Source organism: Nocardioides sp. R-C-SC26 (assembly GCF_021246465.1).
GTDB lineage: Bacteria > Actinomycetota > Actinomycetes > Propionibacteriales > Nocardioidaceae > Nocardioides.
Genome location: NZ_JAHRHK010000012.1, coordinates 70,107 through 83,930 on the forward strand (window position 1 = coordinate 70,107; position 13,824 = coordinate 83,930).

Consider the following 13,824-nt stretch of genomic DNA (forward strand, 5'->3'; position numbering starts at 1 on the left):
TGAGCATTCGCGCTACCTACGGTCGATGACATGGGCTCTCTGCTCGACGTCGTCGCCGTGTCACTGACCGAACCGGCCGGGCTGCTCCCCGCCCGCCAGCAGATGGCGTTCTCGCTGGGTTGGCACATCGTGCTGGCGTGTTTCGGCGTCGCGTTCCCCACGATCATCTTCGTGATGCACCTGCGGGCGATCCGCCGGCAGGACGAGGTGGCCCTGCGGTTGGCGCGACGGTGGTCGAAGGTCTCCGCCGTGCTCTTCGCGATCGGCGCAGTCTCGGGGACGGTGCTGAGCTTCGAGATGGGGCTGCTCTGGCCCGGGCTCATGAGCACCTACGGCGACGTCCTCGGGTTGGCATTCGCGTTCGAGGGTCTGGCCTTCTTCCTGGAGGCGATCTTCATCGGTCTCTATCTCTACGGATGGGATCGGATGCCACCGCGACGGCACATCTGGATGCTCGTGCCGATGGCGATCACCGGAGTGGTCGGCACGTTCTGCGTGCTTGCGGTGAACTCGTGGATGAACAACCCGACCGGATTCCGGCTGGTCGACGGCGAGGTGGTCGACGTAGATCCCTGGGCGGCGATGTTCAACCCGGGGGTCTGGACGATGTTTCTCCACATGTGGCTCGCCGCGTTCATGGTGGCCGGCTTCGCGCTCGCGGCGGTCTATGCCGCTGGCATGCTTCGCGGGCGGCGCGATGCTCATCACCGGCTGGGGTTCATCGTGCCTTTCGCCTTCGCCTCGGTGGCAGCCATCGCCCAGCCGTTCGTCGGGCACGTGCTGGGGTCGCGCCTCGCTGAGACTCAGCCGGCCAAGCTCGCCGCCTTCGAACTGGCGACCGAGACCGAGGGCCCCGCACCGCTGCGTCTGGGGGGCATCTACGTCGACGGCGAGGTGCGCCACTCGATCGACATTCCCGTGCTTGGTTCGTTGATCGCGCGCAACTCACTCACAGCCGAGGTGCCGGGGCTGGATCAGGTGCCGGTCGAGGATCGGCCGCCGGTGAACCTGACGCGGTGGTCGTTCCAGACGATGGTGGGTGTCGGCACGCTGCTGGCGTTGCTGAGCGCGGTGTTCTGGGTCGCGCGACGACGCGGGCGTGACCTTCTGCAACGTCGCTGGTTCCTCCGGACGGTGGTGTTGGCAGGACCGCTCTCGGTGGTTGCGCTGGAGGCAGGGTGGATCGCGACCGAGGTCGGACGTCAGCCCTGGGTGGTCTACGGCTACCTCCGCACGGTGGACGCCGCGGGGGAGAACAGCGGACTGTGGTGGCTCTTGGGAGCGACGATGGTCCTCTACACCGCGATGACCACCGCGGCCGTGCTGGTGCTGCGATCGATGGCTCGGCGCTGGCGAGCCGGTGAGGAGCATCTGCCCAGTCCTTACGGGCCCGAGCGCCTGGGCGAGTCGCAGACCGAGGGGGTACGAGCGTGAGTCTGGAGACCGCCGTGGCGCTGGCGATGTTCGCCGGCGTCGCCTTCTACGCCCTCTTCGGGGGTGCCGACTTCGGCTCCGGCTTCTTCGACCTCACGGCGGGGGGTACCCGACGCGGTGCTGCGGTCAGGGCGCAGATCGATCGCAGCATCGGCCCGGTGTGGGAGGCCAACCACGTCTGGCTGATCTACGTCCTGGTTCTGGCCTGGACGGGGTTCCCGGTCGCTTTCGCGGCGGTCATGCAGACGCTGTTCGTGCCGCTCGTGCTGGCGCTCGTGGGAATCGTGTTGCGCGGCGCCTGCTTCGCCTTCCGCAAGTACGCCGCCACCGTCGCGCAAGCGCGAGTGTTCGGCGCGATCTTCGCGCTGTCCTCGGTCACCACGCCGTTCTTCCTCGGCGCCGTGGCCGGAGCGATCGCCTCGGGCCGGGTCCCGGCGAGCGGCGTGGGGGACCGCTGGACATCGTGGCTGGCTCCGCTGCCCCTGGTCACAGGCGTGGTGTCGGTGGGGATGTGCGCGTTCCTCGCCGGTGTCTTCCTCACCGCAGACGCCGACCGCGGTGGCCGGATGGCGGTCGCACGATCGCTGCGACGTCGCACGCTCGCGGTGGGTGCGACCTCGGGTGCGATCGTGTTGGCGGCCCTGATCCCCGTGCGTCACGACGCTCCGACGCTGTGGTCGGGTTTCGCGGACCGCGCGGCTCCGCTGGTTTTGCTGTCGGCCGTCGCGGGCCTGACCGCATTGGTGCTGCTCGCCGCCGGACGCGCCGCCTGGGCACGGGTGGCGGCCGTCCTGGCGGTGTCGGCCGTCGTCGCCGGGTGGGCGCTGGCTCAGTCCCCGTGGCTGCTGGTCGACCAGCTCACGATCGCCGAGGCGGCCGGCCATCCCGCCACGTTGCAGGGTCTACTGGTCGCGGTGGGCCTCGCGGCCGTCCTGGTGCTGCCGAGTCTGGGCTACCTCTTCCTTCTGACGCAGAGCGAGCGGTGGAGCCGATGATCGAGGCCCGCGGCCGCCGTTCCCCCCGGCGCTGATCGAGGCGAGCCACGCGTTGTACGCGGCGAGCTCTGCATGATCGTCGCGGGCGGCCTGTCGCTCGTAGCGAGCCGCGTCGCGACGGTCGGATCGGAACCACTGGACCAGCAGGGCGACGAGCACCATGACCAGCGGCACCTCGCTGAGTGCCCAGGTGATGGCGCCGCCGAGATTCTGGTCGGCGAGGAGGTCACGGGAGAACGGACGGTCCAGCAACTCGTAGTAGCCGCCGCCCAGCACTGTGTCGGAAGCCATGATCGCGATGGCGAAGAACGCGTGCGCGGGCATGGTCAGCACAAGCAGCCCGAGGCGCGCCAGATGCGGAAGGCGCCGGGGCAAGGGAGCGCTGCCGATGATGTTCTCGTAGAACAGCAGCCCGACCGCGAGGAAGTGCACCTCCATCGCGGCGTGGCCAAGATGCTGGCGCATCAAGAAGCCGAAGAGATCGGTGAAGTAGACGACATAGAGACTGCCGACGAACAGCGCAGCTGCGATGAGCGGATTGCTCAGCAGCCGAGCCGGCCGGGACCGTAGCGCGCCGGCCAGCAGGTGACGGGGCCCGGTGGCGCCCGGTTCGCCGCCACCGGGAAGTGCGCGTAGCGCGAGCGGGATAGGCGCCCCGAGCACCAGCAGCAGAGGTGCGATCATCGACAGCAGCATGTGGCTGACCATGTGGGCGCTGAACATGACGTGGGAGTACACCCCGACGCCGCCGCAGGTGGCGTAGGCGATCACGGCCAGGCCGGCGAACCAGGCCACCGTCGGCCCCCACGGCCAGCTCTCACCTCGCCGCCGCAACGTGATCAGCGCGACGATGTAGGCGGCCGCTCCGAGAAGCACGACGGCGAGCCCGACACCGGAGACGGTGACGCTGGTCAGCAGACGTTCGGGAGTGGGCGGAGGAGGGATCGGACCACTGAGCAGCGTCTCGGCGAGAGTGGTGTAGAGATCGCCCACGGGCGGCGGAGTGCGGGAGAGGCCGACTCCGATTCCGACAGTCGCAGCCAGGACGAGTACCTCGATCCCGGTGATCCGGGCGACGGTCGACCACGGTGGCGTGTCCACAGCCGGACGGTTCGTCCGATCGACGACTTCGTCGACGGGGCAGCTCTCCGGTGACGTGACCGTGCGTGATGCTGCCGCCAGCACGATGGCACGAGCCCGCTGCGCGACCAGCAGGACGAGGGTGAGGGTCAGTGCCTTGAGCGCGGCGATCCGTCCGTAGTCGGTCGTGGCGAACCCTGCCGCGTCGCCGACTCGGACCCAGGCGTTGATCAGTCCGCTCACGGCGACGACCCCCACGCACCAGGTGGCGAGGGCACCGAAGCGCTGCGCCGCGCGCAGGCGGATCGGCGCTGGTGCGCCGAACGACCACCACAGCGCCGCCAGGCCGGCGATCCAGACCGAGGCCGCGAGGATGTGGAGTGCGAGGCTCACCACGGCGGTGTCGTGACTGCCACCTGACGCCGCGTGCCCTGCCGCGGCAGGGGGCAGCAATGCGACGCAAGCAGCTGCGAAGAGCCACCAGACCTCGCGCGGTGTCAGGAGCCAGCGGCTCGCGACCGCGATCAGGGTCGCGAGGCCCGCCTGGGCGAGCATCACGCGGCCGTCCTCGGTCTGGATGAGCGCACCGCGCAGGGTCGTCCACGGAAGCCGCCAGACCGGGATCGCGAACTGGTCGGACACCTGGAGGACCGCGATCGCGGCCGCGCCCACGCCCCACGTCGCGGCAGCGAGTCGCACTGACGCCAGGGCGCGCAGGGCCGGCCCCTCCACGGCGTCCTCGACCCGCAGTCCCATGAGCAGCGGGGCGAGGATCCCCGCCAGGGTCGCGATCGCCGCCAGGTCGGTCACCGCGCCCATCACCGGCAGTCCCCACCCGGTGACCCGGCCAGGATCGGGCAGGCCTGCCGGCTCGGGCTCAGGAGCCCCGCCACCGAGGAGGAGGACGACGATCGTCGCGGTGATGCCCACTGAGATGGCACCGACCGCGAGCAGGCGACGTCGTCGCCGCAGCCTCATGGACGGGCTCGACGGGCCACCGCACCGAGCGCGAAGGCTGCCGCGAAGAGCGCCAGCGCCACGCCGAACTGCCACGCCGCGAGGCGATCGAGCAGACCGGGTTCGGGCCGACCGGGCGATGCCGCACCCGGCTCGGACGAGGTGGCGAGCTCTGCTGCCTCCGGCTGTCCCTCGGTCGAGGAACCAGTCGAGGACGGCGCGACGTCGCTCGGTTCGCCGACGTCGAAGAACCACTCGTCGCTGACAGGATGCCCGTCCTCGGAGACGACGCGGAACGCGACGGCGTAGGTGCCTTCCATGTTCGCGGGCATCTGCTGGGTGACGGTCGTGGTGTCCAGGCTCGCCTCGGCATCGCTGCGGGTGCCGTCGGGGGCGGTGATCACCACGTAGGCGGGATCCTGCATCGGCTCGCTGAAGGAGAGGGTCACCGTGCTCGGAGCGGCGTCGAGTCTGGCGCCGGCCTCGGGCGTCGAGGAGACGAGAGCGGCGTGAGCCGCGGCGGGAGGTGCAGTGGAGAGGGTGAGCGCGGTGCCCATCGCCCAGCACATCGCCAGAGCCGATGTCAGCGATGCCGCTCGCCGACGTCGGGCGCGCGCGCCGGTGCCCGTGATCACCACAGCGTCCTCCAGTAGTCCCAGAAGCGTTCGAGGATGGCCGTCGCGATGACCAGGTACCAGGTCAGGAGGATCAGGTAGCGCACGTCCCACAGCCGCTCACCCCATCCACCGCGGCGACGTGCGAGCCCGAGCACCGTCCACACGGCGAGGAAGAGGGTGACGGCCCACACACCCAGGCACCAGGGGCAGAGGGCGCCGATCTCGTAGAGGCTCTGATAAGCCAGCCAGTGCACGAAGACGGCTCCGAGCATCGACCCCATCGCCAGTCCCGCGTGTACCCACGTCGGCAGCGGCACCCGGGCAGCGAGGAGCACGCCCATCGCGACGACGATCGCGAAGCCGGCGATGCCGATCAACGGGTTGGGGAATCCGAAGGCCTCGGCCTGATCGGTGATCATGACCGAGCCGCAGGAGAGCACCGGATTGAGATCGCAGGCCGGCCGGAAACTCGGGTCGGCGAGGATCTTGTACTTGTCGATCGCCAGGGTCAGAGCCGCCGCCAGACCGACCGCTCCGGCGGCGACGTAGGCGACGCCGGTCGCAGAACTGGTGCTCAGTTGGCTGCGGATCGGAGCCGGCTCGGGGGAGGCGGTGTCACCGGCATCGAAGGTGACGTCGGCTCCGGTCTCGGTCACGAGTTCTGGGCCTTCTCCACCGCGGCGCTGATCGTCGCCGGATCCGAACTCTCGAGCGTGGTCCCGTCGACGACGATGGTCGGTGTGCTGGAGATGCCGCCGGCCATGACCTGCTCGGTGGTGCGCTTGACCCACCCGCCGTAGACCTCGTCCTCGATGCACTGGCCGAGGTCCTCCGACGTAGCGCCGGCCTCGCGGGCGATCGCGGCGATCTCCGCGTCACTCAGGCCCGCGCCGCCGTCCTCTGGCGGCTGCTGGACGAACATCTGCTCGTGGAATGCACGCCAGACCTCGGGGCCCTCGCTCATCACACAGGCCGAGGCGTTGAGGGCGCGACTGGAGTAGCGGGTCGACGTCGCACGGTCGAGGAAGGCGATCCCGCGATAGGCGACCCGGGCGATGCCGTCGTCGATGTAGCTCCCGATCAGCTCCCCGCTCATCGCCTCGAAGGCCTTGCAGGCCGGACACTGCAGGTCCTCGACGAGTTCGATCAGCACGGGCGCGTCGGGGCTTCCGATCACGAATGCTCCCGTGTCGTCGACCTGGGTCGGAGCGGGGCCGCGGCCGGCCGCGACGTCGTCACGACGATCGCGCTCCCGGAGCACGACCACGGCGACGGTGACGACGATCGCGATGAGAACCAGGCCGATACCGGCCTGGAACATGACGGCGCGGCGACGCTCGGCCGCCTTCTGCTGGCGCACGATCTCGGCGGCCGCAGCGCGCCGGGTGGACTTGTCGTTCTTCTTGCTCATCTGCTCGCTCCTGGAGAAGTAGTGGGATCAGTCGCGGGCCGCGATGAGCGCGCGACCGAGGTAGTCCTCGCTGTCGTCACGAACCCCGGGCAGGACGGCGTAGACCGCCGAACCGATCGTGCTGATCCACTGATTGAGTCGGTCGTTCTGTGCCAAGCGCTCCTGGATAGGCACGAACTGCGTCGGCAGATCGCGAGCGAAGGCGATGAAGATCAACCCGCTGTCCTCGCCCGTGGGGCGATCCGGATCGGGCTGGGTGTAGTTGTAGCCCCGTCGATGGAAACGCTGCCGAGGGTCGTCGGTGCGTGCTCGCCGGATGTGTGCCGCCGGGTCGATGACAGGGAAGCCGACATCGTCGGTGGCGTCGAAGTCGGGTTCGTCGAACTCGGCTCCGCCGGTCAGGGGTGCGCCGTCGGCCAAACGTCGTCCGACCGCGAACTCCCGACCGGGCCGATCGACGCGATCCCAGGTGTCCAAGTCCATCCTGACGCGGCGCACCGCCATGAACGTCCCGCCGGCGAACGCCGCCCCGTGGTCGTCGGCTTCGGCCCACACCAGGCCGGCAAAAGCCGGGTCGGCCTCGGTCGGATTCACCGTGCCGTCGACCTGGCCCATCAGGTTGCGCATGGTCTCGGTGCCGGGGACAGAGCCATGGGCGCGGCGGAAGCCGTCTTGGACCCACCGTGTCCGCGAGAACGCCCGAGAGTCCTTGAGCAGCATCCGGCGTGCATGCGCCACCGTCACGGCGTCGTCGGCGCAGATCTGGACCACGAGGTCGCTCTGCCCCCATCGTGGCAGGAGCCTGTCGGTGGCGAAGTGCGGCAGAGCGGTCAGGTCCAGGCGTCGTGCGGTGGGGATCAGCGTGGTGGCCACGCGCGGTCCGATGCCGACGGTGACCGTGAGACGTGCGGGAACCGTCGCCAGCTCCGGTTCGGTGTCGGCCAGGGCCCGCTGGCCGGCGGTGAGCCGGGCGATGTCGTCGCTGAGGACGCGCAGCAGCCGTGCCAGCGCCGGGCCGTCGACCTCGGGAAGCAGGTCGAGGCCGAGAAGAGAGAGATGGGCCTGCGGTGGGGTCGCGACGCCCGCCTGGTGAGCGCCGTGGAACGGGACGGTGCTCTGCCCGGCCGAGGGCGAGAGCACCGTCGCTCCCGTCGTGCGTCCAGCGATTGTCTCGGTCGCTGCGGCGGCCAAGGGCGCCGAACTCCACCCGAGACCGGCACCGCCGAGGGCGGCGGCACCGGTCTGGAGGGGGCGGGGGCGGCCGGGGGCGCCCACGCCCGCGACATCGGCTCGATGGTCGCGGGCCGAGGTCACGAGGAGCTGCCGTGGTCGCCGGAGTGCTCGCCGTCCATGTCGTGCGAGTCGCCCATGTCGCCCATGTACTCCTCGTCGGCGCCGTCGAACTCCTTGACGAGGGCGTCGATCTCCATCGTCGAGCCGTCGTCGAGGGTGAGCTTGATGATCACCGACTCGCCGGGCTCGACGGCGCGGGTCAGGTCCATGATCATCAGGTGATCACCACCGGGCTCGAGCAGATGCTCGCCGCCCGGATCGATGGTGAAGCCGCCCTCCTTCTGGCGCATCTTCATCGTGCCGTCCGCCGCCACGGTCTCGTGGAGCTCCATCGAGGTGGTGATGTCGCTCGAGGCGCCGACGATCGTGATCGGCGCGTCGCTGGAGTTCACCAGGGTGCCGAAGGCAGCCGTCATGCCCGACTCGGCGGCCTTGACATAGGGGTCGGTGACGCTCAGCGCGGCCGACTCGGGCGCTCGGGAGGAGGTGTCGGTGCTGCTGGACTCCTCCGAGCCCGCCGTGCTCGGGGCGGGCGCGTCATCGGAACCGCACCCGGTGAGGACGGCGAGCCCGAGGGCTGCTGTGGCCAGAGCGGAGGTCGCGCGGGCGCGCGGGGAGAGAGTGATACGCATGGTGGATCCTTCACGGGTTCAGTGCGCTGACAGCGCACGCGAGAGGCCCTGACGGGCCGACCCCGTCAGGGAAGTGGGAGAACGCGCAAGGACGCAGGCGGGCCGCGGATGCCGGCCGTGACGAACGATGCCCGGGTGATCGGTCCGTGTCGGTCCGTCCGGGCGTGTGAGGTGTCCGCGATCGGGATCAGGATCGGCCTGGGGAGGCGCGGCAGCAGCCAGCGCACGGCTTGGGCGACGACGCGGAGGAGTGCCTGCTCGGCCCCGGCCGCCGCGATCGCCGTCACTGCAGCGATCGTCACGTGGCCCAGCAGCATGGCCCCGCCGCCGTACGGGTCTGCCGTGGTGTGGTGGTGGCCACCTGAACTGGCCAGGAGCAGGTGGCCGGAGCCCTGCACCGCGAGAGCCCCGGCCGCGGCCGCGGGCAGGCTCGGCCGCCACTGCGCGAGCCCGGCTGCGACGCCGAGGCCGATCCCGATCAGGATCAGCAGCGTCGCAGGGGACGGCTGGTGACCCGAGACGAGGCCGTGCGCCGCCCACGCGCCGAAGCCGCTGATGGACCCCGACACCATGGCGCGAGCACTCCGCCAGCGGCGGTAGGTCTCACGGCTCGACACGGTCCATCCTTCGCTCCTCGGCGCACTCGGCGCGGGAGATCAGCCTACGGGGTGGGCAGAGCGTCGAATGTCAGGCGTCCCTGTCACGAGCCTGTGGGCGCAGGGATCAGGTCAGGCTCCGCTCCAGGGTGACGCACAGATCGCGGACGCACTCGTCGAGTGACTCACCGGTGGACGTGCTCAACAGCGCCAGGGTCAGCTCGGCGACGAGGAGCGCGCCACCGGCGAGCTCGGTGGGTTCGTCGAAGGAAGCCAACATCTCCCGGGCACCCGCGTGGTCGCCCCGTCCGCGCGCGGCGAGAGCGCCCGCCACACGCTGGGCGGCCTCGACGACCGGCGCGAGCTCAGCGGCGCGTGACGTGCTCACGCGATGAGGCCGGTCGTCTGGGTGCGGGCCTTCTCGAAGCGCTCGGCGACGTCGGCCCAGTTCACGATGTTCCACCACTGCTGGACGAAGGTGGCCTTGTCGTTGCGGTACTGCAGGTAGTAGGTGTGCTCCCACATGTCGAGCATCAGCAGCGGCACCATGCAGACCGGCACGTTCCCCTGGTGGTCGAAGTGCTGGATGATGTAGGGCCGCTGGGCGAGCATGTCCCAGGTCAGGACGGACCATCCCGATCCCTGCACGCCGAGTGCGTTGGCCTGGAAGTGCGCGCGGAACTTGTCGAACCCGCCGAAGAAGTCCTCGATCATCTGCGCCAACTCTCCCTCGGGCTTGTCTCCGCCGTCGGGGGACATGTTGGGCCAGAACACCGAGTGATTCACGTGCCCGCCGAGGTGGAAGGCGAGGTTCTTCTCCAGGGTCGAGAGGCTGCCGAAGGACTCCTTCTCGCGCGCCTCCGCGAGCTGCTCGACAGCGGTGTTGATGCCGGAGACGTAGGCGTTGTGGTGCTTGGAGTGATGCAACTCCATGATCTCGCCGGAGATGTAGGGCTCCAGGGCTGCGTAGTCGTAGGGCAGTTCGGGCAGGGCGTAAGTCGACATCGGCGCTCCTTGCTGGGAAAGGGGAGTCGAGCGTATTGCAAGTTATTTGCAAGAACCAATAAGACGCGAGACGACGTCCCGGCACTCCCGGAGCACTGCTACGGTGCGCCCGCCGTCCCGGAGCGGATGACAGGAGCACCGATGTCGCGTCTGGGATCGCCTCGACCCGCAGGAACTGCGTCCTCGACCCGGATACGCGTGGCCCGCGGCTGCTGGACCGGTCTGGTCTCCGCAGCCGGCGCGGTTATCGCCCACGGTTACGCAGCGGGCGGCGACTTCTCGGGTGGCGCGTTCGTCGCCGTAGGCTTGATCACCGCCGTTGCGGTGGCCGTCTCGTGCGCCGTGGCCCGGCGGGTGAACTCGGGATGGGTGCCGGTCGTCGTGGCGCTCGCCGTTCAGGGTGCTGCGCATCTCGCGCTCGCCGGGGGATCGCACCACCATCCTTCGGGCCCGAACTCGGCGTCGACACTGATGTTGACGTTGCATCTCAGCGTCGCCGCGCTCGCCGCCGGGCTCGCGCTGGGCGGCGACCGGGTTTTGGTGAGGGCGGCGGCTGCGGCAGTGCTCTCCTGGCTCCACCGGGTGCGCTACGACGGCTCACCGCTGATCGCGGCTCCGCTGCGCGAGGTGCGTCCGCAGGTCTACCGCATCCACGCCTCCACTGGTGTCGTCACGTTGCGAGTGACGCGCGGCCCCCCGCGACGATCTCGCTGACCTGCTTCGACGCACGCCGCCACCCCTCCACACGAGGTCGGTGGCCGAGACGTGCATATTCACCCGACTCATCCGACCGTCGGCCGGCGCGAGCGCCCGGCGACGTCGGACACTTCACCGCGCCCGCGCGTGCGTGCTTCGCGCCGCCGTGGGCAGAAAGCGACACGACATGGCACTACTCGACGACGCCGCTCTCGCGGCACGCGATGCGTCCGGACCTACGGAGACGCGACGCGGCAAGCGCACCAACTGGTTCGCCGCCTTCTGGAGGTGGCACTTCTACGGCTCGATCATCGTCATCCCGGTGCTGCTGGTGCTCACCATCAGCGGCATGACCTACATGTTCCGCGCCCAGATCGACGACTGGACCCATCCGGGTGTCCTGACCGTCTCGGCGCCCGCGGGCGGGGAGAGGCTGAGTCTCGCCGAGCAGGAGGAGGCCGTCCGCGCGGCCTTCCCCGATCGGAGCATCCTCTCAGTCACCGACAATCTCGAGGAGCGCGCGACGGTCTTCGTCACCGACCTCCACGGGGAGAGCCGCAATGTCTATATCGACCCGTTCCGTGCCGAGGTGACCGGTGACCTCGCACCGGATCAGCTCGTCTCGGACTGGGCTGAGCGCATCCACGGGACCCTGCTGATCGGCGACACCGGCGACCGCATCGTCGAACTCGGGGCGAGTTGGGCGATCGTCTTGACGATCACGGGCTTCATCATCTTCTTCCTCGGACGGCGGCCGCGTGCCGGTGCACGAGCCAAGGGCCTGCGCGGAGCGCGGCTTCGCGGCACGCATGCCGTGGTGGGCCTCCCGGTCGGCCTCGGCATCCTGCTGCTGGTGGTCTCCGGGTTGCCGTGGACCGGCGTCTGGGGCGAGAAGGCGCAGAACCTGGCCGCGGACAACGGCACCTCGTTCTGGGGGGCAGACCCGGGCGCGGAGTCGACGCTCGGCGACCTGATCGAGTCAGCGGACGGAAAGTCGGGTCCGGCGGGCTGGGCGGTCGCCAACGGACCGACCGCCGAGAGCGACCCGGGGGCGCTCGCGCCCTCGGGTGAGCCTTCGACCGGTGATGAGGACTCGGGCCACGCCGGACACGGCTCGGGGGGTGCGGATCCGTCGCCGGAGTGGAGCGGCCCGACGGTCTCGATCGACGACGCGATCGCCGCAGCCGCACAGGTCGGTGCGCCAGGCCCCTACTTCGTCACCTACCCCGGCGACGAGCGCGGAGTGTTCAGTGTCTTCGGGTGGCAGTGGTCCAACAACGGGAACCCGGCTGCATCCGATGTCACCCAGGAGCTCACCGTCCACGTCGACCAGTACTCCGGGAACGTCGTCGGAGAGTACGGCTACGACGACTACTCGGCGCTGGCCAAGACGGTCAGCCAGGGCATCGCGTTGCATGAGGGCCGCAGGTTCGGAGCGGTCAACACAGTGATGACCACGGTGTTCTGCCTGGCGGTGATCTTCATGTGCATCTCCGGCCCGGTCATGTGGTGGCGTCGCCGCGGCACCGCCTCGGGGCTCGCGGCTCCGCGGGCCCGCCTGCCGATCTTCGGCAACTGGCTGCTGCTGATCGCCGTCGCCGCACTGGGTGTCTTCCTGCCGCTGTTCGGGATCTCGCTGATCGCGATCCTGCTGCTCGACCAGTTGGTGATCCGACGGGTACCGGCGATGTCGAGGTACTTCGCCAGCGCCTGAGCCCAGGAAGATGCGGTGCGCAGGCGGGGCGAAACGGCGTCGCCTGCGCACCGGCTCACGTGGAGGGCTGGCGCCCATCCAGTGGCGGCGGAGTCGGCCGCCGGCGAGGCGCTGCTAGATTGCGATCGCCGTGGTGCACGGGAAGCCGGTCTGATGCCGGCGCGGCCCTCGCCACTGTAGCCGTCGAGCACGGCGACCCCTGCGGTGCGAATCAGCGCGACGAGTCTGTCGGGCCGAGGAGCACCGGGCCACTGGGCGCGAGCCTGGGAAGGTCGGTCGTCGGGTGTTGACACGGAAGCCAGGAGACCGGCCACGGCGCACGTATCCACGAGGGTTTTGGAGGAATACATGCGCAGCCGACCCCTGCCGCTTTTCAGCACCACGTCCATCCGTCGCACCGGCCTGGGGATCGTCTCCCTCGCCACGGTCCTCGCTCTCGCCGGATGTGCTGGCGAGCCCGAGGCCGACAAGACCGCGAGCGAGCCTGGTCAGTCCGGCGTGGCAGATGCCGCCTACCCGGTGACGATCGAGAGCTGCGGTCGCAGCACCACGCTCGACGCGCCACCGACGCGTGCGGTCACGCTCAACCAGGGCGCCACCGAGGTCGCCCTCGCTCTCGGCGTCGCAGACCAGATGGCGGGTACCGCCTACATCGACGACCAGGTGGCCGACCAGTGGGCCGATGCCTACGCCGCCGTTCCGGTGCTCTCCGCGGAGTACCCGACCGGGGAGGAGTTCCTCGCCGCCGAGCCGGACTTCGCCTACGCCTCCTACGTGAGCGCCTTCGATCGTGAGGTCGCCGGAACCCAGGACGACCTCGAGGGCGACGGCATCGCGACCTACCTCTCGCCGTTCGGCTGCGAGGACAAGGAGCTGCGTCCGGCGCCGTCCTTCGACGCCGTGTGGGACGAGATCGACACCGTCGGTGCCGCCTTCGGTGTACCCGAGCGGGCTGCTGAGCTGCGCACCGCGCAGGAGGACGCACTCGCTGCCGTGGCCGACGAGGCGAGCGGCGAGGGCGTCACGGTGCTCTGGTACGACTCCGGTACGAAGACGCCGCTCGTGGGAGCCGGTGACGGTGGCCCGGGTCTGGTGATCGAGGCGACCGGCGCGGAGAACATCTTCGCCGACCTCGAGGGCAGCTGGGCCGACGGCAACTGGGAGGACGTCGTCGAGGCCGACCCCGACGTCATCGTCCTGGTCGACGCCGCCTGGGATGCCGCCTCCGCCAAGCGCGAGCACCTCGAGAACGACCCGGTGCTGAGCAAGCTGACCGCCGTCGCGCAGGGCCGTCTGATCACGATCGCCTACTCCGAGTCGACGCCCGGGGTGCGCATGGTCGACGGCGCCCGCCATCTGGCCGAGGGCATCGCGGCACTCGACCTCGGGTGAGT

At 69.9% G+C, this 13,824-nt stretch carries 14 protein-coding genes and 1 riboswitch; of the genes, 5 read left to right on the plus strand and 9 right to left on the minus strand.

Annotation, left to right across the window (positions count from 1 at the left end):
• Positions 1 to 30: 30 nt before the first annotated feature.
• Both KSO97_RS12160 and KSO97_RS12165 read left to right on the plus strand, forming a co-directional pair.
• On the plus strand, positions 31 to 1,434 hold the full coding sequence (locus tag KSO97_RS12160; RefSeq protein WP_232679208.1) for a cytochrome ubiquinol oxidase subunit I: 1,404 nt from the start codon (positions 31 to 33) through the stop codon (positions 1,432 to 1,434).
• The gene (locus KSO97_RS12165) at positions 1,431 to 2,429 is read left to right on the plus strand and encodes a cytochrome d ubiquinol oxidase subunit II (protein ID WP_232679210.1); all 999 of its coding nucleotides are present in this window, start codon (positions 1,431 to 1,433) and stop codon (positions 2,427 to 2,429) included. Before KSO97_RS12160 ends, KSO97_RS12165 begins: the two co-directional genes overlap by 4 nt.
• Here KSO97_RS12165 and KSO97_RS12170 read toward each other — a convergent pair.
• The 9 genes from KSO97_RS12170 to KSO97_RS12210 form a co-directional block, all read right to left on the minus strand.
• The gene (locus tag KSO97_RS12170; protein ID WP_232679212.1) at positions 2,337 to 4,487 is read right to left on the minus strand and encodes a cytochrome c oxidase assembly protein; all 2,151 of its coding nucleotides are present in this window, start codon (positions 4,485 to 4,487) and stop codon (positions 2,337 to 2,339) included. The two genes, KSO97_RS12165 and KSO97_RS12170, sit on opposite strands and share 93 nt — an antisense overlap.
• Positions 4,484 to 5,101, minus strand: a complete 618-nt coding sequence (locus KSO97_RS12175; RefSeq protein WP_232679214.1) for a copper resistance CopC family protein — start codon at positions 5,099 to 5,101, stop codon at positions 4,484 to 4,486. The genes KSO97_RS12170 and KSO97_RS12175 overlap by 4 nt, the downstream gene beginning before the upstream one ends.
• Entirely contained in the window at positions 5,098 to 5,739 is a 642-nt protein-coding gene (locus KSO97_RS12180; protein WP_232679216.1) for a vitamin K epoxide reductase family protein, read from the minus strand. Before KSO97_RS12180 ends, KSO97_RS12175 begins: the two co-directional genes overlap by 4 nt.
• On the minus strand, positions 5,736 to 6,494 hold the full coding sequence (locus KSO97_RS12185) for a thioredoxin domain-containing protein (protein WP_232679218.1): 759 nt from the start codon (positions 6,492 to 6,494) through the stop codon (positions 5,736 to 5,738). The genes KSO97_RS12180 and KSO97_RS12185 overlap by 4 nt, the downstream gene beginning before the upstream one ends.
• Before the next feature lie 27 nt (positions 6,495 to 6,521).
• Positions 6,522 to 7,634 (minus strand): Dyp-type peroxidase, encoded by a 1,113-nt coding sequence (locus KSO97_RS12190; RefSeq protein WP_232679220.1) that lies wholly within the window; start codon positions 7,632 to 7,634, stop codon positions 6,522 to 6,524.
• Positions 7,635 to 7,804: 170 nt separating this feature from the next.
• A complete protein-coding gene (locus KSO97_RS12195; protein ID WP_232679222.1) occupies positions 7,805 to 8,419 on the minus strand; it encodes a copper chaperone PCu(A)C in 615 nt (204 codons plus the stop codon).
• A gap of 65 nt (positions 8,420 to 8,484) precedes the next feature.
• A complete protein-coding gene (locus tag KSO97_RS12200) occupies positions 8,485 to 9,036 on the minus strand; it encodes a hypothetical protein (protein ID WP_232679224.1) in 552 nt (183 codons plus the stop codon).
• A gap of 106 nt (positions 9,037 to 9,142) precedes the next feature.
• A complete protein-coding gene (locus KSO97_RS12205; RefSeq protein ID WP_232679226.1) occupies positions 9,143 to 9,403 on the minus strand; it encodes a hypothetical protein in 261 nt (86 codons plus the stop codon).
• Positions 9,400 to 10,020, minus strand: a complete 621-nt coding sequence (locus KSO97_RS12210; protein WP_232679227.1) for a superoxide dismutase — start codon at positions 10,018 to 10,020, stop codon at positions 9,400 to 9,402. Before KSO97_RS12210 ends, KSO97_RS12205 begins: the two co-directional genes overlap by 4 nt.
• A gap of 198 nt (positions 10,021 to 10,218) precedes the next feature.
• Between KSO97_RS12210 and KSO97_RS12215 the strand changes: the two genes are divergently transcribed.
• The 3 genes from KSO97_RS12215 to KSO97_RS12225 all read left to right on the plus strand — a co-directional run bounded on the left by KSO97_RS12215 (position 10,219) and on the right by KSO97_RS12225 (position 13,822).
• On the plus strand, positions 10,219 to 10,734 hold the full coding sequence (locus KSO97_RS12215) for a hypothetical protein (protein ID WP_232679229.1): 516 nt from the start codon (positions 10,219 to 10,221) through the stop codon (positions 10,732 to 10,734).
• A 169-nt stretch (positions 10,735 to 10,903) separates the two neighbouring features.
• Positions 10,904 to 12,430, plus strand: a complete 1,527-nt coding sequence (locus KSO97_RS12220) for a PepSY domain-containing protein (protein WP_232679231.1) — start codon at positions 10,904 to 10,906, stop codon at positions 12,428 to 12,430.
• Positions 12,431 to 12,544: 114 nt separating this feature from the next.
• Positions 12,545 to 12,760, plus strand: a riboswitch (cobalamin riboswitch).
• Between the two features lie 18 nt (positions 12,761 to 12,778).
• Complete coding sequence (locus tag KSO97_RS12225) at positions 12,779 to 13,822, plus strand: ABC transporter substrate-binding protein (protein ID WP_232679233.1); 1,044 nt, start codon at positions 12,779 to 12,781, stop codon at positions 13,820 to 13,822.
• The last annotated feature ends 2 nt before the right edge of the window (positions 13,823 to 13,824 follow it).